The organism is Corynebacterium wankanglinii, assembly GCF_013601005.1.
GTDB lineage: Bacteria > Actinomycetota > Actinomycetes > Mycobacteriales > Mycobacteriaceae > Corynebacterium > Corynebacterium wankanglinii.
Genome location: NZ_JABFED010000004.1, coordinates 64,575 through 90,180, shown reverse-complemented (window position 1 = coordinate 90,180; position 25,606 = coordinate 64,575). Strand labels below are relative to the sequence as shown.

Here is a 25,606-nt window from a genome sequence, read left to right as displayed (position 1 = left end):
ATGCGCATCCACGACCTTGTCATCGATAACTTCCGCGCCATCGAGCACCTGGAGCTGCACGACCTGCCGGACACCGGCGTCATTGTCATTCATGGCCAGAACGAGGCAGGCAAGTCCACCATCCTGGACGCCATCGACACCGTGTTGCAAGAACGCCACTCTGCCGGAGGCAAGAAAATCAAGGTTTTTGCGCCCGTTGGCCGCGACGCATCACCCGAGGTCACCATGACTGCGACGGTGGGGGAGACCAGGTTTACCATCCGCAAGCGATGGCTCAAGGGCAAGCTTTCGGAGCTGGAGATTTCCTCGCCGGTGCACAAGAACTTCACCGGGCGCCAGGCCGACGACGAGCTGGCGCGCATCATCGCCGGGGAAATAGACGGTAGCTTGGCTAAAACGCTGTTTCTGCGCCAGGGGGATTTGGAGCCCGGCATCGCGGCTGCCGGTATCCCGTCGATCTCGCAGGCTCTAGACACGGAGTCCGGAACCGGGCACTCAGGCGAGGAAGACACCGAGCTCATGCAGGTGATTGAGGCGGAGTACTCCCGGTACTGGACGGCTGCGTCCCCGCCCAAGAAAAAGGCCTCTTTCGCCGCGAAATCTGACGCTGTGGATGCGGCCCGCGAGGCGCTGCGCGCCGCTGAGGCGGAGGTGGAGCATCTCTCCGCCTACGTGGACGAGGTTGCCCGCCGTGAAGACGAGATCCGCGCCGTTGATGCGGAGCTTCCGCAGGCACATGAGGAGCTCGCTGAGCGGGAGGAGGCTTATGCGCAGGCGAGCCAATTGCAGGACAAGGCCACCTCCGCGTCCGAGGAGCTGGACCGGGCCACCGTGGCCCGCCAGCGAGCGGAACAGGATTGCGCGGAGCGATCCGCCCTCACCGAGCGAGTGGAGGCGTTGCGCGACGAGGAGCGTACTCTGCGTGGCAAGCTCGCTCCCGCCCAAGAGGCGCGCGACGCCGAACGTGCGAAGATTTCGCAGATCACCGAAGATATCGACGCGGCGAAGGCCCGCGTTGCAGAGCTCCGCGCGGGCCTCCGCCAGGCCGAACACGCTCGTGATGCGGTGCGTGCTTCTCGGCGCCTGACGGCCGTCACCGATCAGCTCAAACTCATCCGCGAGGCGGAGGAGGCGTACGCAGGCCTGCTCAAAACGGCTCCGACCCCAGTGGTCACGGACGCCGACGTCCGAGCGCTTGAAAAGGCGGAGGGCGAATTGACTCTGCAGCGCCGCCTGCGTGAGGCCGCGTCCGCCAAGCTGGAGATCACCGCCGCCGGCAAGACGATTCAAGTCGACGGCGAAGAGATCGCGGTGGACGGCACCGAAGCCATCGCGGTGTTCGAGGGTACGCAGATTGCCCTGGGCGACTTCGACATGGTTTTTCGCGCAGCCCAAGGTGCTGAGGATCCGCACCGGGCCGTGGAGCAAGCCGAGGACGCGTTGGAGCGCGCGTTGGAGAAGCTCGGCTGCGCGGATGTAGACGCGGCGCGCGCCGCCCGCGATGCGTGCAAGGCGCACGAGGCCGACGTGAAATCCGCCCGCCAGCGCCGCGATGACGCGCTGGCGGGCACCGATGCGGACGAGCTGGAAGCCGAATGCGTCCGTTTGGCGGGGCAGGTGGAGGAGCTTGCCGTCGATAGCCTTGAGCTCCCCGAAAACGAACACGAGGCGGAGCTCGCCGTCAAAGGTGCTCAAAAAGCCCTCGACCGTGCCGAAAAAGACGTAGATGCGGCCGAAGCGGCGTTGAAACCGTACGCAGACCGCAGCGCAGCCAGCGAACTGACCATCGTGCAAACCAGGCTCGAGTCCAAACAGTCCGAAGCAAGCCACGCCGCCGCCGAGCTGGAGCAGGCGGAGCAGGCCGCCCCGAAAGAGACCCTGGACCGTGCCGTCGAACACTCTCGTGAACAGGAGCGTGCCGCCAAAGACACGCACGCAGCGCTTGCAGCGGAGCTCGCTGCTGCGGATCCGGAGACAGCGCAGCACATGCTCGAGGGCGCTCAAGTCAGGGTGGACAACCTGGAAAAGCGCCGCAGTGAAGCCAGAAACCGTATTACCGAACTGACTGGCCGCATCGAGATCGCTGCTGGCGCCGCTGAACAGGCCGACCGGGCCGCCGCAGTGTTGGACGCTGCGGAGACCGAGCTGGCCCGAACTACCCGCCGCGCCGACGCCGTCAAGCTGCTGCGAGAAACCATGTATGAGTACCGCGATGCCGCCCGCGCCCGTTATTCCGCCCCGTTCAACGACGCGATCCGCGCCCGTGCCCGCGTGCTCTTCGGCCCGACCGTGGATTTCAACCTGACGGACGATCTCACGGTCAGCGAACGCACCGTCGACGGAGTGAGCGTGCCTCTGGATCAGCTTTCCGGCGGCACCAAGGAGCAGCTGGCCATTCTCACCCGTTTCGCCATCGCGGATCTGGTCACCGCCAGCGGCTCGACCTCGCCGGTGCCGGTGGTGGTGGACGACGCGCTGGGGGCCACCGATCCCGACCGTCTTGCTCGCATGAACTCCTTGTTCACGCAGGTGGGTAAAACCGCCCAGGTGATTGTGTTGACGTGTTTTCCGCAACGCTTCGACCGCGTCGCTGCCGCGCGGACATATTCGATGGACGAACTGAAAGCTCCGCAGTCAACGATCAACTAACATCGCTTGGTATGACTACACAACCGCAATGGCTTGAAGAGGACGAGCAGGAGCTCTGGCGGTTGATGATTTCCGGTTTCACCGCCATCTCCCGCACCATCGACGACCGGCTGCAGGCAGGAAGCGATCTGTCGTCGTCGGAGTACGCGGTGCTCGTTGTGCTTTCAGAAGCGCAGGAGCGCACGCTGCGCCTGCGTGAGCTGTGCGCGGAATTGGGCTGGGACCGGTCCCGGGCCTCGCACCAAGTCACCCGCATGGCGAAGCGGGGGTTGCTCGCGAAGGAAAAATGCCCTGGGGACGCTCGTGGTGTGCTGATAGCGCTGACCGAGGAGGGGATGCGGCGGCTCCAAGACGCCGTGCCCGACCATGTGGAGACAGTGCGCCGCCTCGTTTTCGATCACCTGGACGAGGACCGGTCCGCACAGCTCCGCGGGTTCTTCACCGACGTCCTCGAGGCGGACGTATCGCATCCTGACCAGCGCTAGACGGGCTCCACCGGGGTAGGCAGCCTTGCAGGACAGTGCTTACAGGGGTTTGATTGGCACCACGAGTCCTAACAACGAAAGGATTGTGCAATGTCTAGCCCGTACACCCCGCAGAACTTCACCCCGGATAACTCCCCGAAGCGCCTTGAGCGTTCCATGTCCGACAAATACATCGCCGGCGTGTGTGGTGGAGTGGCCAAGTACCTTAATGTCGATGCCACTGTCGTACGCGTTATTTTCGTGCTTCTGGCTCTTGCCGGTATCTGGCCCGGCCTTCTGGCTTACGGCATCGCCTGGATGATCATGCCCGCCGAATATTAGGGCAACGTTCCGTCCAGGAACGTAAAGCGCACGGCTTCTCCCCGCAGGTGTTCGAGCGCTCGGCGCACCCCATCAGCTGTGCCCGAATGGGGGTGGTTCATGTGCGCGAGCACGATCGCCCCGTCGGGCGCATCCACGATTGAGGTTGCTACTTGGGATGGGGTGGCCGTCGCACCAAAGTCGGCGTTGACGGTGTAGCCCGCGATGCGCACATCGCGCCCTCGGGCTATTTCCACGGCTACGTCGTCATAGTGCGCAGTCCCCGCGCGGAACCAGTTGGATTCAACCCCGTATTCGGCCAATAACGCCCGGTTGCCGTCTATCTCCCCGATGGCCTCTGCCGGGCTTGCCGTGCCAGGGATGCCGTACGCCGCAGCCCCGTTGATTGTCAGCGGCAGATGGCGCGTGCCGTGGTTTTCTAACCGGAACAGGGGATCGGCCGCCAAGCGCCGTGTCACATCGGGGTTCGCTCTCATCCAACTCGCGCTGAGGAACAGCGTCGCGGCCACTGAATGCTGCCGAAGCGTGTCCACCAGTTGTTGGTCTACTCCGGATCCGTGGGGTCCACCGCAGGCGTCAAATGTCAGCGCGATGGTGCGCCTGCCCGGAACGGTAGGCACTGTTTCCACAATGCCGGGCAACGACGAGCCGAACAAAACAGGCGCCCGCCCGGCATACCGTTCGGGGCCGGCGTAGGCCGTAACTGTTTCGCGGGAGGTGGAGGTGATGGTGGCGGTCTCCGTCACTGCTGTCTCGCGCGAAGACGCGCACCCAGCCAGCGCAGACACGCCCGCCGCAGCGGCGACGGACATGAAAGATCTCCTGTTCAGCATGCTCCGTCAGTGTAGTGCTGAACCGGTGCATGCGCGCCCGGGGAAAGCGGGAGCCGCACTGTTCGGCTGGCGGACGGTGAAACAACAGGGGTGACAACACATCCCGCGTTGGCAATCAGCGCCGGCAGCCGCGATGAGACACTCACCGACGGTATAGGTCGCGTTGCCGTTTCATCCACGAAGCGGCCGGCCCCCTGTCGAGGGTCGGCCGCTTCGCTGTCATTGTTTCCCGTGTCACGCCCCTCCTTGGCGTGCAAGACAAGTATGGGACGCGCACGTTTGAAGAGGGTGACGTGCAGCTGAGTGTTCGTCTAGAGGTGCGTTGGAGAACGCAGCCGCTACTGCTTGATTGCGGAACCCTCGATCTCAATGGCAACCTTCTCGCTGACCAGCATGTCGCCGGAGTTCAGCGGTGCCTGGAAGTCGATGCCGAAGTCGAGGCGGTTGATCGTGGTGCGCGCTTCGAAGCCGATGCGGGTGTTGCCGAACGGGTCTTCCTCTACGCCGAAGGTCTCCGCCTCGAACGTGACGGGCTTGGTGGTGGACTTGATGGTCAAGTCGCCCGTCACCGTGCCGTTGCCGGCCTCGTCGATATCGAAGCTGGTAGAGGCGAACGTCATCTCCGGGTACTGATCTACCGCGAAGAAGTCTTCACCGCGTACGTGGGCGTCGCGGTCCTCGTTGTTGGTGTCGACGCTTGCCGTGCGCACGGTGCCGGAGGCAGGCTGCTACGGGTCTGCTGCCGTCCCCGCTCGGCCGCGCCGCCATGCAAAACGCGGGTATTGACCGCATGAGCGCGCTCTACACCGCCATTGATGCTGTGCGGCGCGGTGGAACCATCTCGCTGAGCGGCATCTACGGCGGTATGAAGGACCCGATGCCGATGATGACGTTGTTTGACAAGCAGGTGCAGATGCGGATGGGCCAGTGCAACGTGCGCAACTGGACCGACGATATCCTCCCGCTGGTCGACGACCCGTCCGACCCGCTCGGCGTACTCGACCTGAAGACGCACACCGCGTCGCTCGACGAGGCTCCCGAGATGTACGAGAAGTTCCAGAAGAAGGAAGACGGCTGCATCAAGGTCGTACTGAAGTCGTAAAGCCCCTGGTCGGCACACAAATATAAAGTCTCGAGACACCGTAGGAACGATGTCTCGAGACTTTAGGGGCTTTCATGAAACCTCCTGACCAGCTATATCAGGTCCTCGGCTATACCCCGGTTACACCGGGTTCCGCCTCCGGTTACACGACAGTAGTAAATTTATGACGTGAGCAGGAGCGCTCTTGAGAACGGGAAGTCAGGAAATTCCGCTTCCGACTTTTCCTGCCTCTCGGCAAGCTCCACGCTCCACAGTGAACGTTCGACAAGTTCGTCAAAGGTGAGCACCTCCGGTGACTTATGGTTCGAGCGGAAACTTTCAACGCTACGGAACTTCGAGCCAATTCGGTTGCCTGCGGCACGGCACAAATCGCACATGGGCCGATCATCAGAAACGAGCGTGGTTCAGCTGTTTTCGCAACTTTGCCGGAATCTGCGCCATCTCTGCTACTTTCACTGTCTCTTGAGCAGCGCACACAGCTGCACCGCTACCCGGAACTTGACTAGTTCAGTGCTCGCTGTATAGTTCAGTGCATGCTGACTATTGCTTCGCGTCTCGACGTGATGAACCGCCTGGGTCGTGCACTGGCCGACCCCACTCGATCCCGGATCATCTTGACCCTGCTCGATCATCCCGCCTACCCGGCGGAACTATCCCGAGATCTGGACCTGACACGCCCGAACGTGTCCAACCACCTGGCATGCCTGCGCGATTGTGGGATTGTCGTCTCCGAGCCCGAGGGGCGTCGGACACGATACGAGATCGCCGATCCGCACCTGGCACAGGCACTGGCGGCACTGGTCGATGCAACCCTGGCAGTAGACGAAGACGCCCCGTGCATGGATCCCGCCTGCACGCTTCCCGGGTGCTACGCAGCTGGGGAGGGTGCGTAATGCTCACCACGGTCTTGCAGGCGATAGGCCTGTTCGCAGCTACCAACATCGACGACATCATCGTGCTCGCCCTCTTCTTCGCGCGAGGGGCAGGCCAGAGTGGCACCACCGCGCGTATTCTGGCCGGCCAGTACCTCGGATTTGCCGGCATCCTCGTCGCCGCGATCCTTGTGACCATCGGCGCCGGAGCATTTCTGCCCCCGGCAGCCATTCCATACTTTGGTCTCATCCCTCTGGGCATCGGCCTCTGGGCCGCATGGGAGGCCTGGCGCGGAGACGATGACGACGATGACGAGGCTAAGGTTGCCGGCAAGAAGGTCGGCGTGGGGACGGTCGCAGGCGTCACCTTTGCCAACGGTGGCGACAATATCGGCGTCTACACCCCTGTATTCCTCAGCGTGGAACCTCTCGCAGTAGTCGCCTACTGCGTTATCTTCCTCGTGCTCGTTGCGGTCCTGGTGGCCCTGGCAAAGTTCGTCGCAACCCGCCCCCCGATCGCGGAAGTGCTCGAACGCTTTGAGCACATCCTCTTTCCCATCGTTCTCATCGGCCTCGGCATCGTGATCCTCGTCAGCGGCGGAGCCTTCGGGCTCTGACGTAGCGGCAGCGTTCCAAACGGCCCCGACCGGGCGTTATCGGTGGCTCCTATAACGCCTGGAAGGCCTTTTTGAAGCGCTGTCGGGGCGTGTGAATCTAATCACACAGAGTTTACAGAATCCCAGCAATTAAACTTTCGGCTACGCAATTTCACCCGCGGACGCAATGAGACTAGCACCGACGCTTTCCCCAACGCGCCACCGCTTGCGGCGTAGCCCGACCAAGGCCACCGGCTGGTTCTCAAACGAGAACGAAGCCCGTGGCCTAGAGCTCGTTGTCGAGAGCCGAAATTCGGCCTAAAACCGCGTTTAGACAAAGAAAAATGACCCCTCCGAGCGAGCGGAGCGGGTCATTTTTGTGTTCGCGGCCGTTTTCCTTCGGCCGGCAAGAGGTTTCGTGAAAAGATTGGAACAGTTTCGTGAAACCCCCCTTAAGGGACATTCAGTAAACTCCCCAACCTCTAGACTCGCCGCCGCTTCCGCGGCGGCTTACACGTTTTCCACCGCTTCCTTACACACCCCGCAACGACCCCCGTTCCGGAAACCCCCCGAGTCTCGAAGCGAAACCCCTACCGATCCTCGCGCGGGAATCATTCTGCCACGCGGGCGGGCCAAGAAACTGGACAGGCTGTAAGCAATATACGGTTCCCCGTGCGCTAGCACGGGAGCATTTACTTATGCTTCGCAAGATAGCCGAAAAGTTAACAAAATTAATGGTGGGATGATGTCCCGTTCTGGTTCACACCCCGAGAACTTAACCTAATGTTCACAGCTTTTTCATCCCCCATTCCCATCCCCCACGATCAGCATCAGGAGAGGGGGGAGCGTAGCAATGGGAAATCTTTGAAGCGTGAAGGTAGTCCGTGAACGGCTTTTGCTCAAGATGCACACATTCCTCAGAGTCCCATTCGAACGATGCCAATTCATGCCAGACCTCAAATTGTAGCCGCAAACAATGCAGATCCTTAAGGCCAAAAAAGCTGCATAGCTCTGAAATCGTAAACTCCGCAACGACTTCATCTTTGTACAGCTTAATCCGAACAACATGATGGTCAACGTCTACCGGTTCGCCACCCTCTAGGTTCCAGAGTGGGGTTTTTAACAATTTCATTAGAGCCTCCTTATTTGGACTCCCCTGTAAAGTCTCCCTGGCACCGTTCCAAGTTAAAGGAATGGGGATGGTGGTGCCACGTTCTATCCAGCGCAACCTCTTGTGGCCAACACACTTCACTCACGTTCCCTTTCAATCAGGGTACGGCCGCCGCAACACCATTGAGTCTCGCAACGCCATGCTCAAGAACGGTTCCTACCAGGGTGCCGGAGACGTGACGACCCGTCTTATGCGCGGTTGGGCAGCACAAATGCTGTGCATGGCCATGGCCGCAGTGGGGTGAACCTTGCCATGCTCGACGCTGCTGCCTGGTCGCGTACAAATACGTCCCAGAAGCCGACTCCGCCACCGCCACGGGGTGGCCGCAAGCCTGACGCTGACGACATTGAGCAGTGGAAGTTGGGCGACAACGCGCCACCGAAGGCGGCGTAACAACCACAGGCCACCGGCTGGAGTTTTCGAGGACTTCACGCCGAGTGGCCTACAGGTCGTGCAGCAACACCAGTTTCAACACAAAAAACCGGCCGGCAAAGCCTTGTAAGGCTCAAAAACCGGCTGGTTTTCGCGTTGTCGGGGATAGGTTCTGACAAAGTTACCGAATTTTGAAAACCGGGTTTAACCTGGAAGGAGTTTCCTGAATTGAACGGAAAAGTTAACCGAAACCCCCCTTAAGGGGCTTTCACGAAACCTCTTGACCAGTTATATCAGGTCCGCGGTTGCACCCCGGTTACACCGGGTTTCGCCTCCGGTTACACGACACATGACCACTAACCCTGTCGTCCAGCGGCTTCCTCGGCGGGCACGAGCACAACAAGCGGCAACGCCCAGTCATCGTCCCGGTCCCAGTCGAGCGTGAACTTCTCCTCAATGTCTCGCACCGTGCCCCAGGGCAAGTCCTCCCTCTTGAACACGCCCAGAATGTTTAGGTCGAGGAACCAGGCTTCAGGGTGCTTTTCCGCCCACTGCTGAACTTCTTCTTTCGTGGTGAGCCACCGCGGTTCGGCACCGTCTGCAATGGCTTCCGCAATTCCTTTGGCTCCACCAAAGTCTTGGTGGCCGGTGGTCCAACTGTCCCCGTCTCGGGGCTCGTCGCGGTATTCGTAACGGAAACCGTCCTCGTTAAGCGGAATGGACCCCGCGACGGCTTGCTTTTCGACGGTCCAGGAGCCGTTTTCGTTCTGGCTTGCCAGGACTGCTTTCGGAAGGGCGTTGTGGTTTCGGTAGTAGATCTTCTTCATGGTTTGGTCATTCTCCTTGTGCTCTGCGTTGTCCGGGCTAGGCGTTCGCTTCACGTTTTTCTCGCTCGTTCTCATGCCGTTCGAGCTCCTTCTCCAACTTCTCGTTGAGCTCAGCGAATTTGTTGACGTAAGCGGTCACCAAGCCGAGCGAGACCACCTCCGAGTGGAACAGGTCGCCTAGCGTTTTCGTCTTGCCCGCGTCCCATTCGGCGGCCAGCGCTTGCATTTCGTCGTTGTTCATAGGCTTCCGTTTCGTGACCCGAGACGTGCGCGAGATCCGCCAGTACCAGGCGTGACGCTCTTTCAGCTCGTCGGAAGCAATTTCTTCTCCAACCAGCCAGTCGCCGTGAACAAGGAGGTTGCGACGGTCCAAAGGGTCTTTGGCCTCTTTAGCGAGCTCGCTGCAAGTGGCGCATTTCTTCTGGTCCTCTAGGGTTTGTCGCATGTTTCCTACTCGCTGCTGGGCGGCAACGCTGGCGCCGTGGAGGTGCTTCTTGCCGAGGTGTATTTCGCACAGGTCAGCGACGAGGTTTTCGAGACGGCCGGCCGCGAGCACGAGCGAGGCGTACAAGACGAGGAAGTCGTTGTGGAACTGCTCCAAGTACGGCAGCGGGTCTTCTTTGGTGCCAAGCGGTGCAACGAGGTCGGCGTACTGTTTGGAAACTTGCTGTGCTTCTTTGAGGGCCGAGGTGTCCACAACGCCAAGGCCGGCAAGAGACTTCGCAATGTCTGCGTAGGTCTTGTCGAGTGAGCGCTGGAATTGCTCTCCCAGTTTGAGCGCGCCGTTGAACGCAAGCAGCTTTTGGGCGTCTATGACCGGGCCGTAGAACTTTTTCATGTCCACGGTTGGTGCGAACGCCGCGGCCGCGTCTACGGCGTGTTGGCGAAGGCCAAGGGTGGCCGGGTTCGACGGGTCGAGGTGTATGCCGGTGAACGTCTTGGCGACTTCTGGTTGCAGCAGCGGAGTAAGGCGGGGCGTTTCAAGACCTGCGAGCGACTTCCATGCGTCGGCTGTCAACGCGGAGGCGAACTTCGAGGTGTCAATGACGTGGTGAAAAGGCGGCATGTCGATCTTCTTGAACAGTGAGCCGAGCGCTTTGCGGGCATTCTCTTGGAACTTGGCGTAACCCTCAGGGTCGTGTTTGCGCCAGAGGTCATCGAGTTCACCGTCCTTGAAGTCGGATATGGGACGGTCGAGGAAGTCGGGCTCGGGGGTGCTTTCGTCGGTGCCGTCGCCGGAGTTCTCGGGGTGGTTGTTGTCGTCTGGCTGGTCGGGGGTTTCGTCGTGCTCGTGAGGTGTGGTCATGGGCCCAGTGTGCATGACGGGCCGACACGGGGGCAGGGGACTAGAACAAACCTCCTAAAAGGTCGGTTCGAGGGTTGAGTTGAATGAACTGGCCGTATATGCGGAGTGGCCTGCGCAAACACGGCCGGGTGTACAAAAACTTTAAGTTCAATATTTTTGTCGCTGTTTTTGGTCTCGTCGACTTAGTCTGAAAGAAACCGCCTGGTCAGAAGTCCAGGACTGGTCCAATCTGAACAGTATGAGGAGTGTGAAACCTGATGGGTTTTCTCTTTGGTCGAAAAGGCCGTAATGAAACAGATGGTCGACGAAACGATGTCGCAAAGAAGTCCGCGGCGATGCTCGCTGCGGTAGCCGTTGCGGGTGGCGCGGCGGTTGCGGGGATGCCGCTGGCGGAGGCGGCCTTCTCAGATACTCTGGTCTACTTCGAAAAGGTCGATGAGAGCGGTCAGCACATTGGAGGCTCTGAGTGGGAGCTAGAATTCGTCACACCGTCGCGTGAGAAACTTGCTGAGAACCTTTCCTATGGCTCCCTCTCGGCCGAGGAGAAAGCCGCGACGTTGGAAAAAATGCGGATTATCGACAACTGGAGTCCCCGGAGTAACGGCCAGGGCGGTCTGCCGGAGTTTGACTATTGGAAATCTGATTTGTACGAAGGCCGGTTTATCGACCGCGAGAGCGGAAGGTTTATTTTCGAGGATATGGACCCTCGTCCAGGACATTTTGCGTTCATATTCCCTTACGAGGGGGCGGGACCTGGTTGGAACGTTCGCCTCACTGAGGCGAAGACCCCCGACGGCTACACTAGCTGTGGCAATTCACCTACACATATGGATTTCTCTTCCGTGGAAGAGTACGAAGTCACAGGTCCGGAGAGTGATCCGACCTACGTGTTGCGCGAGGACGCAAACGTAAAATTTACGCAACTCGAAGGGCGATTCACCCCAGTCGCGGACAGGCGTTTTGCCCCCGGAAACTACTATCGGCCAAGTCGCAACAACTTCCAGACTATCGACTGGGAAGAGAAAGGCGATAACCCGCTCGCTGACACTCCTTTTGGAAAGATGCGAAACGACTTCGTGATACCTGAAAAATCGTACAGCGGGAAACCATATCCAACTTACTATTATTACTCAGATGGTAGCGAGGTTGAAGGCGGAGGTTTTCAGTCTATCTACTCATTGAAAGCCGCGGTTAACTGCAAAATCCCCGAGCCGACAACCGTCACCGAAACGGTAACCGAAACGCCTGAGCCGTCAACGACCACCGTCACGCCGCCGACAACAACTGTCACCCTGCCGTCTACCGTGACCACCACCGTCACCCCTCCGGCTACGACGGTAACGGAAACCCCGAAGACGGAGACCACGACGGCGACAACTACGGAGTCCGCAACGACTACCGTGACGCAGAGCCCGACTACTGAAACCGTCACGGAAACCCCGCAGCGTGAGACGGTCACGCTCACTCCTGAAAAGGAGACTGAGACTGTAACGGAGACCCCGCAGAAGGAGACGGTGACCGAAACTCCGAAGACCGAGACGGTCACCCACACCCCGGACAAGGAAACCGTGACGGAGACGCCGAAGGCGTCCACCAAGACCTCGACGGTGACTGCTCCGCAAGTGACGGTCACGGAGACCCCGAAGCAGGTCACTGAGACCACTACGTTGCCGCAGAAGACCGTGACCCAACAGGTTCCGACCACCGTGGTCGAGAACAAGACGGAGACCGTCAAGGTCCCGCCAGTGACTGTGACCACAACCGAGAAGCAGGAACCGACCACGGTAACTGCCACTCCGGAGAAGGTCACCGAGACCGTCAAGATCCCGGGCGAAAAGACCACTGTGGTTGAGACCAAGCCGGGTGAGCCGACCACCGTCCGCGAGACCGTAACCGAGACCCCGGACGTGCCGGCCGTCGTTGAGCAGCCGACCCCGAACGCTCCGGTCGTTGACACCCCGAACACCCCGGTCATTCCGGGAGCCTTCTCCGGCACCGTGGTCTGGGACGAGGACCGATCCAAGCACGTCAATGACGGCGACGAGCGTATTCCGGGCCTGACCGTTGTGGCCTACAAGGACGGCAAGGAAATTGCCCGCACCACTACGGACGAGAACGGCTTCTACAAGTTCGACGGGCTTGAGCCCGGTGAGTACGGCATTGCCGTCTACGGTCCCGACGGCGGCGAGCTGTTCTTCGAGGACAAGGCGGCCACCGTGGTTGCCGGCCAAGAAGACACCGGCAATGACTGGGGCTTCGTCCGAGAGGACGCGCCAGCTCCGGTCGAGGAAGGCAAGCCTGCCACCCCGGTTGAGACCGTGCGCCAGACGCTCGCCACCACTGGCGCGAACTCGTACGCACTGGCTGGCCTGGGCGCGGTCCTCGCGGCTCTGGTCGCGTTGGCTGTGGTGAGCCGCCGCAAGACAGCGATCCAGTAAAAGAACCTCCAGGGCGCGTTTTCACACTCCTCCGCGCCCTGGTGGACAACTACATAAAAGAGCCCGTCTAGGTGAACTCACTCCTCGTTCACCTAGACGGGCTTTGTGTTTACCAACTAGACCGGGTAGACGGTTCGGACCGTCCTGCTTAACTGCGCCGGCACTCCTTCGTCCCGGAAGGACTGGGTTATGCGCCTAGCCTCCTCAAAGTCGTTGCAACGGGCCAGGAATTCTATGCCTTCCGCGGTCCAGACTTCCCAGGTGTCCTGACAAAACATTGCGTCCAGGAGCTCGCGGGGCGCGTCCTCTTTCGGTACGTCGTCGGCCGCCAGCTCTTTCTGGTCGAACTGGTCGGCGGGCACGAGGTTGTCCCGCTCGTAGTACGTCAGGTGACGCGGGTTTGCGTCGGCCTCCAGTGTGAGCATGCCGTTGTCCTGGTCGGAGTATTTGACCAGCGTGGTCAGAAACTTCATGGCCTGGAACACGTCGAGGTGAACGTGCTCACCGTCAGCTCCGACAACGCGGACGCTGTCGGGGTGGCGGCGGAGGAACCGGTTCATTGTGACCAGTTCGTCCCGGTTGAAGAACACGTCAAGCGAGAGCAACACCTCCTTCTGCGCGCGTGGGGTCGTAGTTTTCTTTTCTTCGGTACAGCGGTGTGGTGTCGCTGCTTTTGCGTTGTGGTGGGGCATGGAAGGTAGCCTGCCTACCTCTCGCCGGCACCCGCTAGTCCAGGGGCAGGCAGTTCGGTGCAGGTTAGGACGTCTCCTTCAGCCGCGGGTCGCCCTCGGACTCAATACGGTCCCAGCGGGCAAGGTATGCCGCGGCCTGTTCACCGCGGGCGAGACGCTCGCCGACTTCCTTGAGCGCCAGCGCCGCCGACCAGTGGACGGACAGCAGTGTGAAGTCCCCGTCTCGCACCTCGACTCGGACAGCGGTGTATGGGTACGTGTCGGAAGCCGAGTGCATTTTCTTGGCGTAGAACGTGTCCGGGGCGGCCTCCTGCGACCACGCCGAACTACGCCCGCGACCGCTGTTTTCATGTCGTTGTGCAGTCATGGGCGGGCATTGTGCCGTCCAGATTCATGCACCGCTACAGCGGGGGTTCAAGATTCTCGCGAAGCCGGGGCACCGACGATCTACCCCGTGCCACCTAACCGGAGCCGCTCTGGGCGGGCCGGACTCACAGTGGAGCAGGTAAACCGTTTAGAGTTAGGCAATACATTCGGCGTAGAACCAATGCGATAGAGGTAGTGACATGACGATGCGGATGACCGGTCTTTTCGCCGGAATCGGAGGTATCGAACTCGGCTTTAAGCAGGGCTTGGGCGACAACATCGAAACAGATCTGCTCTGCGAGAACTGGCCTGAAGCCCAGACAGTGCTGCGCCGACAGTTCCCGAACGCCGAGCTGCACTCGGATGTCACAGACCTCCCGAGTCTCCCGGGCAACGTGGACATTCTGTCGGCGGGCTTCCCTTGCACGGACCTTTCACAGGCAGGGCGAACCGCAGGCATTACCGGAGAGCAGTCAGGGTTGGTAGTCCACCTGTTCAAACTGCTTAACCAGCACCGGGACAAAGGCCTAACGCTGCCGACGCTGATTATCGAGAACGTCCCGAACATGCTGTCGCTCGACAAGGGCACGGCCATGCACTTTCTCACCAGCGAGCTTGAGTCGTTGGGCTATGCCTGGGCATACAGGGTCGTGGACTCGCGTTTCACCGGTGTCCCGCAGCGGCGCCGTCGCGTGATCCTCGTGGCATCGAACGAGCTCGACCCGAAGCGGGTGCTCTTCGCCGACGAAACGGGCGGACGCAGCGACTCCGACTACGCAATGGACGCCTTCGGTTTTTATTGGACGGAGGGCAGGGGAGGCCTTGGGTGGGCACCTGATGCCGTACCTACGCTTAAGGGTGGCTCGGGGCTCGGCATTGCTTCGCCTCCAGCGGTGTGGGTTCCCAGCGAGGAAGACCCGGTACGCGCGTTTGTGACCCCCACGGTCAGTGACATGGAGTCGTTGCAGGGGTTTCCGCGGGGCTGGACCGATTTCGACTATGGACTGCCCCCGGCTCGCACTCGTGGGGCAAGAGGAAAAATGGTCGGAAACGCTGTCACCACCCGAGTCGCGGCGTGGGTCGCTGGCCGGATTGGTAACCCCGGTGACGTGGTGTGTCCGACGGTCGACTGGGGGCAAGCCAAGCGCTGGCCGAACGCCGCTGCCGGCTTCGACGGCACCAGGGAGCGCATCGAAGCGAGCGAGTTCCCGGTGCTGGCACCTTACGAGCACCTGCTTGAACACATTGATGTCTCGACTGCCCCGAACTTGAGCGCGAGGGCGATAGCCGGGTTCCACTCGCGCCTCCAACAGGGCAATTTGGGCTGGCACCCGGGTTTCCGCGAGGCGGTGGCTCAGGCCGAAGATGCGCACCTGCTCGGCAACGCTTTAGGCAAGGTGAATAAGTAATGTTCGGACCGGCAATCCTCGCCAGAACGCTCTCCGAATACGGTCCGCCAACCTCTGGCGGTCTGCGCTGGCAATACCACTCGCGCTCGGACCGCCACAGTAAGGTCGCGAGCTGGGGTGTCGCGTTTGATCTCATGCTTGCCAGCAGCCTGCTGCGCGAGCATGCCAAGCAGGACAAGGTGGTCCTCGGTATTAACCACACGATGTCCGACTTCGTTTCGAAACGAAGCAAAGACCTTGACCTGGTGATCGCCAGGCCCGCAGGCCCGATTGAGGATGCAAACCCGCAGACGCTGGTGTCCTTGGTGGATAAGTACGGCATTGAACTTTTGCCCGAGGAAGCCGACGCGCTACAGTCGCTACCCGAATTGACGGTCGGCCCCGTGGGGTCGGTACTGGTGGCAATGGAGGCGAAGGCCGCGATGACCGCGCACGGCAAGGCACAGCCACGTCTCTACGACGAGTTGAGTAGCTCCCACTTGTGTATCCACGGCGAGAGCCAGACCGCACTGGCCATCGGATATGTGCAGGTGAACGTTTCGGACCAGTTCATTTCCTCGAATCCCAAGAACGTCGGCTTGATGACCCGCGGTCTTGAACCGGACGTGAGCATCCACAAGCAGCCTGCCGACACACTGTCGATGATGAACAAACTGTCACAGCTCCGCACCCGAGCTGATAGTTCAGGTGTCGGTTTCGACGCGCTCGGTGTCACGGTGCTCAAGATGGTCAATGACGGAACCCCGGTGGAAATCGTGAACGACCCGCCTGCACCCGCACCTGGAGCACCGTTCCATTACGCGACGATGATCATGCGCATGGCTACTCGCTACGACACGCAGTTCCGGGGGATCTAGCGCCACCGTTTAGGAAGAATTTCTAGTAAACGTCCACGTCGTAGTCGACGAGGTTGCCAGACGGATCGACGGCGCACACAAACTGATAAGAGTGCCGAACCGGAACCCCAAACCCATTGGGAAAGTCAACTTTTCCCGACTTTCGGTAACTGCGGTAGTTGGGGTCTAGCGGGTTGAAACGGACCCCGAGCCGACGAAAACGACCATGATTTCCAGCGAATACACTGGGCACCATGTTCGACCCCTCCGAGCCCACCGAAGAAGAACTCCTCGCTGCCCGCGACGTGCCTCTGGAAGAACTGCGGGCGAAAGCCAAGAAGCGCGCTGACGAAATGGGAGATGACCCATTTCAGGACGCTTCGGGGCTCATCATGGCGGTGCATGCGGAGAAGGTCTACCAATACGAGTTGCAGCGACGGCGTGAGGCGCTGTAACCAGCACGTTTGGGGTCCGGTGTCCACTAAAGTGGACATTTGCTCGTTTTACGCTGCACGCCTGTCACCTCTAGGCCATAATGAGCATGTCCCGCCCAACACCCCCCCCCCCCCGAGGGTTGGGACGCCCCCGAGCGGCCCCGCGGTTGCAGCGCTAAACCCACCCCCAAGCGCTCCTGCGGGGTCGCGTCTTTGTGTTACCTGGTCGCACACACTCTCTGCTACGAGGCGGTTACCGAGACGGGGGCAATGCGAAATGTAGGGTCCGAGCGTTATTGTTGTCGCCTATAACGCCTAGAAAGCCTCTCTAGAGCACCGTCTAGAAGTGTGAAACGCGTCACACGAGCTTTACAAAACCCCAGCAACCAAACTTTCGGTTACCCAATTCGGTGGTCAGTCAAAAGTTGGTCCAATTTCGCCACCCGTCGACATGTCGACCACCCTAACACGCCGCCATGGTCATAGCGTCGACGCAATAGCCTCGACCTATCGGAACGTTTCCACCCTAGACCCCTCCTTTTCGGGGTATGCCACCATTTTTAGCCATGGAAACAAACGCAAATCAACACCCGCAATTACCCCCGTTCGTGCTCCAACGGTGGGAAGTCGTAGTCGCCTCCAAGCGGCCTGCGGTCGGTCTTCGCGGCAACCTGCCGCGGCCACAGTGGCGCTTGGGTGGCGTATTCGACGCGCTGCACGAGCCACGTCGCCGGCCACTTCGAACCGGACAGCCATGTGCTCAGCGCCGAGTGCGACACACCGCACCTGTTCGCGAAGTCGCTTTGCGAGCTCGCCCAGCCGTTAGCAATGAACCGCTCAATAGTCCTCGCCAGGTTGTCTCGCAGCGTCCATGCACGCGCATAGGCCTCCGGCAGGCCGGTGGGGTCAATGTCCGGCCAGTCGGGGAAAGCGTCTCTAGGTGCAAGTGGGAAAGCCACAGGGTCGACGCTACTGGCTCTGCGCTTGCGAAGCACTCCGGGGGTAGCACCTCGTCTGCCTCTCCGGTACAGGGTGGGAGGTCCAAGTGAAGCGAGAAGTATTCGAGCCCTTCGTGGCAGACGTTGTGAGGGAGCAACTGGATGCCCTCGTCCCGCACCCCGCTTCGGACTCCTTAGCGCCGTTCGTCACCGACGTCGTGACGGAAGCCATGCGCGGTAAAAGCGACGAGAAGATCACCGGCAAGGGCACACTCTCGACAGCGGGCGTGGCGAAAACGGTCATTCAGGCAGCACACCGCACCTACCTCCAGGGTAGAGACCTCACGCCGGAAACCGTGTTCACCATGGACAACATCGAGGCTGTGGCTCCGAAGCGTGGCAAGGACGCTGGCGCGAAACGCCTGTCGCTCGTCAGGGCCGCGGAGATGTTCCTCGGCGAAAGCCTGGGTCCCAAGGCGCGCGAGGTGGAAAAGACTTACGACAAGCCGTATCTGCCGAAAGACTTCCCGAAGATCAAGCACTGGGCGGTCTCACGGACAACCCAGTTTCAGCGCGAGCACGCCGAGGGGGTTTTGGCGCTCTGTCTCGGCGCGGGCTGTACCGGTGCTGCCGCGTCGTACCTCCGTGCGGAGGACGTCACCCGAGACGACAACGGAACGGTGTGGGTGAAGCGCTACGACATGGTGCATGCCGTTCCGGTGTCGGCGGTGTTTTCGGACGTGGTGGAAGAACTCGCGGCCAGGAAAGCTCTGCACGAATACGTGCTTGGCCGCGGAGAAAAACCGGTGTGGCACCAGGGTCTCAACGTTGGGCGGGACTTCCATGTTCTTCCGAGCCGACTCCGCGCGACGTGGGCCGTTGCGGTGTGCGCTGCGGTGCGAAGGGAGGTCGCCGTCAGTGCCATTGGCGTTGCCAACGTCGCCTTCTTCGAGCGTCACCTACGCACCAATTACGACCGCACGGACCCGCTAAGCGACCACGTCGAGGAGTTGACTGACCCGTTCACTGACTGGCCGGAACTGAGGGCGGGACAGCGGTGGCAACCGACCCCGTCACCCTCGGCGCCTGTCGCGAAAAAAACGGGTTCTGGGGACAAGGCCAAGCGCATGAATGCGACCGACGTACCTGTTCAGCAGCAAGAACAGTACCCCCGCTCGGGTGTAACTGACGAGCTGGCACGGAAACAACGTTCCATGTTTGAAGTTATCGACGGAGGCAAGAAATGAGTGTCATGGCGTGCGGTTATGCGCCGCGTCGCATGCGTCGCAAGCGCTTCCATGGGCGCCGACTTGTCGCTGTAGCGACAGTATGGACCTTGACGACCTCACGGTGTCGACCCAGGCTTGTGTTCAATTCCACCACCACGGAACAAGACCAGGCGACCACCACCTGCCTGGTCGGACAGGGCAAATTGAACATGAACACCACGAAACGCACCGACCCGTTCGAGGTCATTGCTGCCTATACACCCAAAGTTGTCACTGAGGAGCGCTGGAGTGAACTCTCCGGTTTCGTCCGTGCCGCTGTCGGCAACACCGTCGAGGACACTTGGACCGCAGACCGGACCCGCAACGCTCTGCGACTGGTGACAAAACTCTGCAACTTCGTCCTTCGCACTGGCCGCGACCTGTCGGTCGAGGCCGTCTTTACCGACGACATGGTGTCGGCCTTCTCGCACAACGAGCTGGCCTCCGACACCACCCACGTCCGCGGTTCCTCGCGCGCTGTGCTTCGCAAGGTCGGTCTCGCCAACAACCCGGACTTCGACGCACCGCGTCTTCGCCCCGAATACGGCTCCGACTCTGGCTCGGCTCCGTACACCGAGGGCGAGGTCACGGCACTGCGCGTCTGGGCGAACGGGGAGCGCACCGAGGAGCGTCGTCGGCAGGCGCACCTGCTCCTGGCACTCACACTCGGTGCTGGGCTTCGCTCCTGCGAGGTCGCGGGGCTGACGGCAAGCGACGTGTCCCAGGACAACCTGGGCCTCACGCTCGTGGCCTCCGGCTACCGGGGCGCAAGTGAGCGCGTCGTGCCCGTCGAACACGAGTGGGCAAACACCATTGCAGAGGCGGTCGAGCACGCTGCGGGCGAAGGCTCCTGGCTTTTTCGTCCCCGGCGCACGACGGCGGGTCACGGCACGGTCGCAACCTTTACCAAGCGCTCGTTCCACCCAACCGAAGCGGTAGACGTGGCGCGGGCCAGAACGACCTGGGTGGTCAACCAGATCCACAAGGGCGTGCCGGAGACCGCGGTGCTTCAGGCCGCAGGACTTCACGACTTACAGCATTACAGGCGGTTTATCTCCGCCCCGGAGCACAGTGAGGACCACGTCCGAGCACTACTGCACGGCACCCGCGCAAGCGAAACACACGGCGGACTGACCCTCATTCAGGGCGCACTCTAAACCAACACTATTTCCCCTGGTGGCGACACCAGGCTGGCCTTTCATTGCCAAAAACAACCCACACGAGGAGGTGACAACGACATGGCGAACCTGTACCCGAAAACGCAAGAGAACTTCTCCCAACTCAAGTACGCCGCCGACCTCGTTGACACCTCCGGTGTGGTTGAACTGGTAGAGCGCTGGCGTATTGAGGACGGGCTCCAAGTAGGCCGCGGTGGCCGCCCGCCTTACGTGACCATTCGCACCGCCATTGTGTTGTGGGTCCACATGGCGCTGACCAAGCGCGCGCAACTGGTCGCCCGCATGTCCGAGGTAGTTGCCTTCGGCATGAAGCCCTACATGCGCGACTACTTCTCGCTCGTCAACGAGGACGTTGACCTCTCCACCGTCGACGGGCGTCTCAACTACAATAACGACTGGTATCACCGCATTTGGCGTGGGCTTGACCGCGTGCGGGCGACTATGGAGCCGTACCCGCAGGTCTCCCGTCACGGCCGCCACACCGTCGACGAGTGGCTTGAGTTCATGGACCTCTTTGGCCTGGACTCGAAGAAAACCTCCAAGAAGGGCTATGAGCCAACCGAGGAAGAATTGCTCGCAGAAAAACGCATGGCGCGCTGCGACGAGTTCTCCAACCGCCTGCTGTGGGCGACGGTCGAGAAGTTCGGCGACAAACTCGGCACCTGGAACGGCGACGTGGCCGTGGACGGCACCGCGTTTAAGGTCTCCGCCAACGGCAACCCGAACAAGCAGGACATGCTGGCGGGCAAGGTGCCCGGTCACCGCAAGGTTGCGTCCACGCCGACGCTCGGCAACTACTCGAAGGGCGCGGACGACCACAACGGCGACGCGAAGCCCTCGAAGGGCGACAACATGTGGGCAGGCGAAGCCACCTTCGCCACTATGGAGGGCGACGGAGTCGGCAAGGAGGGTGGCTTGCCGTCGCTCATTCTCGGCATGTCCTTCCACCGCCCGGGTGCGCGGCCGTGGCAGCGTGCGCTTCGCTCGCTGACCAACATATTTGCACGTCCTGAACTGCCCCGTGGACGCTTCTTGGGCGACCGCCTGTACCTGCCGGGTCAGAAGGCGGAGAACCTTCAGGTTCCGCTGCGTAAGGCCGGCTACGACCTCATTGGCGACTACAAGAAAAACGAGCTGGGACTCCAGACCGAGCTCGCCTCTGGCGCTGTCGTGGTGGACGGGCAGCTCTACTGCCCGGTAATGAAAGCGCGTCAGCGCCTGGTCAACGCCACCGCAGACTTCCAGAACGGCCGCATTGACGAGGACGAGTATTACGCGCTGCTAGACGAGCGTAAGAAGTTGCAGTTGACACCGCTCGGCAAGCCCGTCAAGGGCGACGGCAAGCAGCGGTTCCAGTGCCCCGCACGCTCCAAGAACGCGAAGGTCACCTGCCCGCTGGTGAAGCGCTCGCAGGAGAAGCACCCGAACCGCGCGAAGGAGCCTCTGCTGGAAAGCGAGGTGCCCACGTCCGGCATGTGCGGTGCTGTGTGCAAGCAGGCCTCCATTACCGTGCAGAACACGCCCGAAGACGGCGCGAAGTTCCTCAACCAGGGCGCTCCATACGGCACGAAGGAGTGGCAGGAGCAGTACCACCGTCGCAACACCATTGAGTCGCGCAACGACCGCGTGAAGTCGTCGCGCCACCAGGGCCACGGCGACCCCACCATGCGCCTCATGCGTGGCTGGGCAGCACAAGCCATTTCGGCTGTCATGTCCGCCGTCGCAGCCAACATTGGTCTGCTCTCGGCAGAGTCTCGCTGGCGCTTCCCGAAGAAGCCCACGCCTCCCACGACCCCTCCGGACGGCCGCAAGACCCGCGGCCGCGACGAGACTGGCGCTGACGCCTTCCCCAACGCGCCACCGCTTGCGGCATAGACCGACCAAGGCCACCGGCTGGTCCTCAAAACAACGAGGACGAAGCCCGTGGCCTAGAGGTCGTGGGCGAGTGCCGAAATTCGGCCCAAAACGGCGCTCACGCAAAGAAAAATGACCCCTCCGAACGAACGGAGCGGGTCATTTTTGTGTTCGCGGCCGTTTTCCTTCGGCCGGCGGGAGGTTTCGTGAAAAGATTGGAACAGTTTCGTGAAACCCCCCTTAACTTTGGTGTCCCCGACAGGATTCGAACCTGCGACCTTCGGTACCGGAAACCGATGCTCTAATCCACTGAGCTACGAAGACAATGCCGACAAGGTTAGCACTTGGGCCCGCGGCTGTAGAAATTGAGCCGGGTGGGGGAGGCCCTTACAAGACAACGACCAAACCCTAGGCCGACTCTCAGCCATGCTTCATGGTTTCTCAACCCCCTCGCCCCATAATGATCCTTGCGCGCCGCGGGAACGGCGTGACACGGGAAACAATGACAGCGAAACGGCCGGCCCCGCAAGGGACCGGCCGTTTCGCTACGCCAGGGAAGCGGCTACTTCACAACCATCACGATGAGGTCGCGCGGGCCGTGCACGCCTTCGACGCGCACGAGCTCGATGTCGGAGGTAGCGGACGGGCCAGAGATCATGGTCGCCGGGCGCTCCGGGTTGATGCGGGAGATCATCTCCGGCACGCCGTAGACCACGGTGTCCGGGCGCACGATGCAGATGTGGCGGTCCGGAACCAGGGAGAGGGCGCGGCGGCCGCACACGTCGCCAGACTCGAGCACGATCGTACCGGTCTGCGCGGAGGTGACGTGAGAGTCGGTGATGACCGCATCCACGTTGCCAAGCTCGCGCGGATCGGAGTCGTTGGAGTCCGGGCGGGCGGTGCCGGCGAAGCCGTCGAAAAGCGAGGCGTCGAGGCCGGGTGCGTAGACGATCTCGTTGCACTTGCGGTCTGCAAGCACCTTGAGGATGTCCTCGCCCAGCGTCTCCTCCGTGGTTTCAACTACGTCGGCCTTGTAATCCACCAGGCGGTCGATGAGGATCTCACGGAGCTTGTCGCCCTTGATGTCGGAGGAGGTGTGGTAGTTCCGCACAACCTCGACGTGCTCGGGGGTGTTGGACAGCTGCTGCGCGTCGTGGATGCGCTTGAGAATCTCGCGCTTTGCGTCCTCGTTGCGGGTGTCGCGTGCGGAGTTACCGGATACACGAGTAGTCATTTACTTGTCCTCCTCAAAACGCTCGCCATCGACCTTCTGGTCGCGCGGGATGCCCTGCTCGCGGGCCTCTGCCAGCAAGCGCTCTGCTTCCTCGGAGCCCCACCACTGGCGGAAGGACTTCTTTGGCGGCACAGCCACGTCGCGGTACTCCGTCCAGCCGGAGATCGGCGGCGGCATGGTCTCGATCTTGCCGTTGAACCCGCCGAGTACTCGCCCTAGGGCGACCATGCGGACGAGCTTGTCCCAGACACCGCTGTGGCCCCACACCTGCGCCAGGGAAGCGAAAGCTGTGCGCTCCACCTGGTTCGGCTCGTTCTTGGCCTTCTGGTAGCGCAGCTCGAGCAGGATGTCGGTGATCGGGATCTTCACCGGGCAGACCTCGTTGCAGCGGCCGCACAGGGATGAAGCGTACGGCAGGGAGCCGTTGGGATCGTCGGAGGACTCGATGCCGGTCAACTGCGGGGAAAGGATTGCGCCGATCGGGCCCGGGTAGGTGGAGCCGTAGGAGTGACCGCCGGCGCGCTCGTAGACCGGGCAGACGTTCAAGCAAGCGGAGCAGCGGATGCACTTCAGGGCTTCACGGCCAATCTCGTTGGACATGGCGGCAGTGCGGCCGTTGTCCAACAGGATGATGTGGAAGTTCTGCGGCCCGTCGCCCTCGGTCACGCCGGACCACAGGGAGGTGTACGGGTTCATGCGCTCACCGGTGGAGGAGCGCGGCAGCAACTGCAGGAAGACGCCGAGGTCGTCAAAGCTGGGCAGCAGCTTCTCAATGCCCATGACGGTGATCAGGGTCTCCGGCAGTGTCAGGCACATACGGCCGTTGCCCTCAGACTCGACGATGGAGACGGTGCCAGTGTCAGCGCAACCGAAGTTGCAGCCGGAGATGGCGACCTTGGCCTCCATGAACTGCTGGCGCAGGAACTTGCGGGCTGCCTCGGCGAGCTCAGCCGGATCCTGGGTCAGGGTCTCGTCGGTGTTGGGCATCTTCGCAGCGAAGATGTCGCGGATCTCCGCGCGGTTGCGGTGGATGGCCGGAACGAGGATGTGGGAAGGGAAGTCCTCGCCGAGCTGCACGATCAGCTCTGCCAGGTCGGTCTCCTGTGCGAAGATACCGGCCTTTTCCAGCTCTTCGTTCAGTGCGATTTCCTGGGTGGCCATGGACTTGATCTTGACAACTTTGTCCTCGCCGGTTGCCTTCACCAGATCCTGGATGATCTCGTTGGCTTCCTTGGAGTCGCGCGCCCAGTGAACGTGGCCGCCACGCTCCGTGACGTTTCGCTCAAACTGCTCCAGCAGCTCAGGCATGCGGGCAGCGACGTCGCGCTTGATGGTGGAGCCAGCCTCGCGCAGATCCTGCCAATCGTCCACCTCGTCCACCACAGCCTGGCGCTTCACGCGGATGGTGGTGGTGGCGTACTGGTAGTTGCGGCGCTTGGTTACGTCGTAGAGCTCGTGGTGCGCAGCCTTCTGGAACTTTTCCTTGCCGCGCAGGTGGGACGGGCCGTTGGCGAACGGCGGCATCGTGGGTTGGCCGAGTGCAACCTTCACAGCATCTTCTCCTTCTTGTACGCTGCGGACGTCGGGGTCAGCGGGTGCTCCTTGGTGGAGGCGAGGATCTCAGCCATGTGCACAGCGCGGATGCCCTGGTGCTGGCGGGAGAGAGCGCCACCGATATTCATCAGGCAGGAGGAGTCACCGGCAGTGACGTACTCGGCCTGGGTGTCCTTGATGTGGCGGACCTTGTCGGAAACCATCGCGGAGGAAACCTCCGGCATCTTCACGGAGAAGGTGCCGCCGAATCCGCAGCACTCTTCCACGTTGGCCAGATCCACCAGCTCCAGGCCCTCGACGTGGCGCAGCAACTCGGTCGGACGGTCGCCCACCTTGATGAAGCGCTTGGAGTGGCAGGATGCGTGGTAGGTCACGCGGTGCGGGAAGAACGCGCCTACGTCGTAGGTGCCAGCGACGTCAACGATGAACTCAGACAGGTCGTAGGTCTTCTTTGCGGCGGTCTTCGCGCCGTCAACCAGAGCCTTGGAGCCGAAGCGCTCCGCGAGCTCGACGTGCTGCTCGCGCACGGCGCCGGTGCAGGAACCCGAGGGAGCGACCACGTAGTCGATCGAGGGGTCCGAGAATGCGTCAACGTAGGTTTCGATGATCGGGATGGCCTGCTCTTTGTAGCCGGTATTCACGTGCATTTGGCCGCAGCAGGTCTGTTGGTCGGGGAAGACAACGTCGTATCCCAGGCGGGAAAGCACGATGGCCGAGGCCTTGTGCGCGTCAGGGAAGAGGGCGTCGCCGATACAAGTAGAAAACAGCGCTACTCGCATGTTCGGACTCCTAAAATTCTGTGATCACAGGGAAAACGAAAAGCCCTCGCAGGCTGTGATTGACCTCGAGGGCTCCAATATTCGGTTGTCAG

At 61.3% G+C, this 25,606-nt stretch carries 22 protein-coding genes, 1 tRNA gene and 2 pseudogenes; 13 read left to right on the top strand and 12 right to left on the bottom strand.

The window, feature by feature from the left end:
* From HMA55_RS06875 to HMA55_RS06865, 3 genes are all read left to right on the top strand, one after another.
* Positions 1 to 2,649, top strand: coding sequence for an AAA family ATPase (locus HMA55_RS06875; RefSeq protein ID WP_181192328.1), 2,649 nt, complete (start codon positions 1 to 3; stop codon positions 2,647 to 2,649).
* Positions 2,650 to 2,660: 11 nt separating this feature from the next.
* Positions 2,661 to 3,134, top strand: coding sequence for a MarR family winged helix-turn-helix transcriptional regulator (locus HMA55_RS06870; RefSeq protein WP_181192327.1), 474 nt, complete (start codon positions 2,661 to 2,663; stop codon positions 3,132 to 3,134).
* Between the two features lie 90 nt (positions 3,135 to 3,224).
* Positions 3,225 to 3,455: a PspC domain-containing protein gene (locus HMA55_RS06865; RefSeq protein WP_181192326.1), complete on the top strand. Its 231-nt coding sequence runs from the start codon at positions 3,225 to 3,227 to the stop codon at positions 3,453 to 3,455.
* Here HMA55_RS06865 and HMA55_RS06860 read toward each other — a convergent pair.
* Together HMA55_RS06860 and HMA55_RS06855 are read right to left on the bottom strand one after the other, a co-directional pair.
* Positions 3,452 to 4,288, bottom strand: a complete 837-nt coding sequence (locus tag HMA55_RS06860; protein WP_181192325.1) for a polysaccharide deacetylase family protein — start codon at positions 4,286 to 4,288, stop codon at positions 3,452 to 3,454. The two genes, HMA55_RS06865 and HMA55_RS06860, sit on opposite strands and share 4 nt — an antisense overlap.
* Positions 4,289 to 4,626: 338 nt before the next feature.
* Positions 4,627 to 4,995 (bottom strand): annotated as a pseudogene (locus HMA55_RS06855) (YceI family protein); the annotation flags it as partial.
* Between the two features lie 14 nt (positions 4,996 to 5,009).
* Here HMA55_RS06855 and HMA55_RS06850 point away from each other — a divergent pair.
* The 3 genes and pseudogenes from HMA55_RS06850 to HMA55_RS06840 form a co-directional block, all read left to right on the top strand.
* A pseudogene (locus HMA55_RS06850) lies at positions 5,010 to 5,390 on the top strand (glutathione-dependent formaldehyde dehydrogenase); the annotation flags it as partial.
* A 533-nt stretch (positions 5,391 to 5,923) separates the two neighbouring features.
* A complete protein-coding gene (gene cmtR, locus HMA55_RS06845; RefSeq protein ID WP_181192323.1) occupies positions 5,924 to 6,283 on the top strand; it encodes a Cd(II)/Pb(II)-sensing metalloregulatory transcriptional regulator CmtR in 360 nt (119 codons plus the stop codon).
* Entirely contained in the window at positions 6,283 to 6,879 is a 597-nt protein-coding gene (locus HMA55_RS06840; protein WP_181192322.1) for a cadmium resistance transporter, read from the top strand. Before cmtR ends, HMA55_RS06840 begins: the two co-directional genes overlap by 1 nt.
* Before the next feature lie 766 nt (positions 6,880 to 7,645).
* Here HMA55_RS06840 and HMA55_RS06835 read toward each other — a convergent pair.
* The 3 genes from HMA55_RS06835 to HMA55_RS06825 all read right to left on the bottom strand — a co-directional run bounded on the left by HMA55_RS06835 (position 7,646) and on the right by HMA55_RS06825 (position 10,534).
* Entirely contained in the window at positions 7,646 to 7,990 is a 345-nt protein-coding gene (locus HMA55_RS06835; protein ID WP_181192321.1) for a hypothetical protein, read from the bottom strand.
* 767 nt (positions 7,991 to 8,757) lie between these two features.
* Positions 8,758 to 9,282, bottom strand: coding sequence for a hypothetical protein (locus HMA55_RS06830; RefSeq protein ID WP_181192320.1), 525 nt, complete (start codon positions 9,280 to 9,282; stop codon positions 8,758 to 8,760).
* Positions 9,266 to 10,534, bottom strand: a complete 1,269-nt coding sequence (locus HMA55_RS06825) for a hypothetical protein (RefSeq protein ID WP_181192319.1) — start codon at positions 10,532 to 10,534, stop codon at positions 9,266 to 9,268. Before HMA55_RS06825 ends, HMA55_RS06830 begins: the two co-directional genes overlap by 17 nt.
* 1,178 nt (positions 10,535 to 11,712) lie before the next feature.
* Between HMA55_RS06825 and HMA55_RS06820 the strand changes: the two genes are divergently transcribed.
* Positions 11,713 to 12,972 (top strand): SdrD B-like domain-containing protein, encoded by a 1,260-nt coding sequence (locus tag HMA55_RS06820; RefSeq protein WP_181192318.1) that lies wholly within the window; start codon positions 11,713 to 11,715, stop codon positions 12,970 to 12,972.
* Positions 12,973 to 13,088: 116 nt separating this feature from the next.
* On the opposite strand, the gene HMA55_RS06815 is transcribed toward HMA55_RS06820, so the two are convergent.
* A complete protein-coding gene (locus HMA55_RS06815) occupies positions 13,089 to 13,664 on the bottom strand; it encodes a hypothetical protein (RefSeq protein WP_181192317.1) in 576 nt (191 codons plus the stop codon).
* Positions 13,665 to 13,728: 64 nt separating this feature from the next.
* Positions 13,729 to 14,031, bottom strand: coding sequence for a hypothetical protein (locus HMA55_RS06810; protein WP_181192316.1), 303 nt, complete (start codon positions 14,029 to 14,031; stop codon positions 13,729 to 13,731).
* A 199-nt stretch (positions 14,032 to 14,230) separates the two neighbouring features.
* On the opposite strand from HMA55_RS06810, the gene HMA55_RS06805 reads away from it, so the two are divergent.
* The 3 genes from HMA55_RS06805 (at position 14,231) to HMA55_RS06795 (ending at position 16,730) form a co-directional block, all read left to right on the top strand.
* Positions 14,231 to 15,439, top strand: a complete 1,209-nt coding sequence (locus HMA55_RS06805; RefSeq protein WP_181192315.1) for a DNA cytosine methyltransferase — start codon at positions 14,231 to 14,233, stop codon at positions 15,437 to 15,439.
* Positions 15,439 to 16,296: a hypothetical protein gene (locus HMA55_RS06800; protein WP_181192314.1), complete on the top strand. Its 858-nt coding sequence runs from the start codon at positions 15,439 to 15,441 to the stop codon at positions 16,294 to 16,296. The genes HMA55_RS06805 and HMA55_RS06800 overlap by 1 nt, the downstream gene beginning before the upstream one ends.
* 233 nt (positions 16,297 to 16,529) lie before the next feature.
* Positions 16,530 to 16,730: a hypothetical protein gene (locus tag HMA55_RS06795; RefSeq protein WP_181192313.1), complete on the top strand. Its 201-nt coding sequence runs from the start codon at positions 16,530 to 16,532 to the stop codon at positions 16,728 to 16,730.
* Positions 16,731 to 17,305: 575 nt separating this feature from the next.
* Here the strand turns inward: HMA55_RS06795 and HMA55_RS06790 are convergent.
* Positions 17,306 to 17,668, bottom strand: coding sequence for a helix-turn-helix domain-containing protein (locus HMA55_RS06790; RefSeq protein ID WP_181192312.1), 363 nt, complete (start codon positions 17,666 to 17,668; stop codon positions 17,306 to 17,308).
* Between the two features lie 86 nt (positions 17,669 to 17,754).
* Between HMA55_RS06790 and HMA55_RS06785 the strand changes: the two genes are divergently transcribed.
* The 3 genes from HMA55_RS06785 to HMA55_RS11295 all read left to right on the top strand — a co-directional run bounded on the left by HMA55_RS06785 (position 17,755) and on the right by HMA55_RS11295 (position 21,968).
* Entirely contained in the window at positions 17,755 to 18,894 is a 1,140-nt protein-coding gene (locus HMA55_RS06785; protein WP_181192311.1) for a hypothetical protein, read from the top strand.
* 119 nt (positions 18,895 to 19,013) lie between these two features.
* On the top strand, positions 19,014 to 20,072 hold the full coding sequence (locus tag HMA55_RS06780) for a site-specific integrase (RefSeq protein ID WP_257802473.1): 1,059 nt from the start codon (positions 19,014 to 19,016) through the stop codon (positions 20,070 to 20,072).
* A gap of 81 nt (positions 20,073 to 20,153) precedes the next feature.
* Positions 20,154 to 21,968, top strand: coding sequence for a hypothetical protein (locus HMA55_RS11295; protein WP_235961836.1), 1,815 nt, complete (start codon positions 20,154 to 20,156; stop codon positions 21,966 to 21,968).
* 226 nt (positions 21,969 to 22,194) lie between these two features.
* On the opposite strand, the gene HMA55_RS06770 is transcribed toward HMA55_RS11295, so the two are convergent.
* The 4 genes from HMA55_RS06770 to HMA55_RS06755 all read right to left on the bottom strand — a co-directional run bounded on the left by HMA55_RS06770 (position 22,195) and on the right by HMA55_RS06755 (position 25,514).
* Positions 22,195 to 22,271, bottom strand: a tRNA-Arg gene (locus HMA55_RS06770).
* 238 nt (positions 22,272 to 22,509) lie between these two features.
* Positions 22,510 to 23,181 (bottom strand): LutC/YkgG family protein, encoded by a 672-nt coding sequence (locus HMA55_RS06765; RefSeq protein WP_181192310.1) that lies wholly within the window; start codon positions 23,179 to 23,181, stop codon positions 22,510 to 22,512.
* Positions 23,182 to 24,732, bottom strand: a complete 1,551-nt coding sequence (locus tag HMA55_RS06760; RefSeq protein ID WP_181192309.1) for a LutB/LldF family L-lactate oxidation iron-sulfur protein — start codon at positions 24,730 to 24,732, stop codon at positions 23,182 to 23,184. It abuts the gene before it with no gap.
* Positions 24,729 to 25,514: a (Fe-S)-binding protein gene (locus HMA55_RS06755; protein ID WP_181192308.1), complete on the bottom strand. Its 786-nt coding sequence runs from the start codon at positions 25,512 to 25,514 to the stop codon at positions 24,729 to 24,731. The genes HMA55_RS06760 and HMA55_RS06755 overlap by 4 nt, the downstream gene beginning before the upstream one ends.
* Positions 25,515 to 25,606: the final 92 nt, after the last annotated feature.

Bases quoted from the DNA above. Each gene is read 5' to 3' on its own strand.
- HMA55_RS11295 (WP_235961836.1), top strand. From the start codon at position 20,154: ATGGCGAACCTGTACCCGAAAACGCAAGAGAACTTCTCCCAACTCAAG.
- HMA55_RS06755 (WP_181192308.1), bottom strand. From the start codon at position 25,514: ATGCGAGTAGCGCTGTTTTCTACTTGTATCGGCGACGCCCTCTTCCCT.
- HMA55_RS06840 (WP_181192322.1), top strand. From the start codon at position 6,283: ATGCTCACCACGGTCTTGCAGGCGATAGGCCTGTTCGCAGCTACCAAC.
- HMA55_RS06870 (WP_181192327.1), top strand. From the start codon at position 2,661: ATGACTACACAACCGCAATGGCTTGAAGAGGACGAGCAGGAGCTCTGG.
- HMA55_RS06825 (WP_181192319.1), bottom strand. From the start codon at position 10,534: ATGACCACACCTCACGAGCACGACGAAACCCCCGACCAGCCAGACGAC.
- HMA55_RS06835 (WP_181192321.1), bottom strand. From the start codon at position 7,990: ATGAAATTGTTAAAAACCCCACTCTGGAACCTAGAGGGTGGCGAACCG.
- HMA55_RS06800 (WP_181192314.1), top strand. From the start codon at position 15,439: ATGTTCGGACCGGCAATCCTCGCCAGAACGCTCTCCGAATACGGTCCG.
- cmtR (WP_181192323.1), top strand. From the start codon at position 5,924: ATGCTGACTATTGCTTCGCGTCTCGACGTGATGAACCGCCTGGGTCGT.
- HMA55_RS06860 (WP_181192325.1), bottom strand. From the start codon at position 4,288: ATGCTGAACAGGAGATCTTTCATGTCCGTCGCCGCTGCGGCGGGCGTG.
- HMA55_RS06765 (WP_181192310.1), bottom strand. From the start codon at position 23,181: ATGACTACTCGTGTATCCGGTAACTCCGCACGCGACACCCGCAACGAG.
- HMA55_RS06875 (WP_181192328.1), top strand. From the start codon at position 1: ATGCGCATCCACGACCTTGTCATCGATAACTTCCGCGCCATCGAGCAC.
- HMA55_RS06805 (WP_181192315.1), top strand. From the start codon at position 14,231: ATGACGATGCGGATGACCGGTCTTTTCGCCGGAATCGGAGGTATCGAA.
- HMA55_RS06865 (WP_181192326.1), top strand. From the start codon at position 3,225: ATGTCTAGCCCGTACACCCCGCAGAACTTCACCCCGGATAACTCCCCG.
- HMA55_RS06795 (WP_181192313.1), top strand. From the start codon at position 16,530: ATGTTCGACCCCTCCGAGCCCACCGAAGAAGAACTCCTCGCTGCCCGC.
- HMA55_RS06810 (WP_181192316.1), bottom strand. From the start codon at position 14,031: ATGACTGCACAACGACATGAAAACAGCGGTCGCGGGCGTAGTTCGGCG.
- HMA55_RS06815 (WP_181192317.1), bottom strand. From the start codon at position 13,664: ATGCCCCACCACAACGCAAAAGCAGCGACACCACACCGCTGTACCGAA.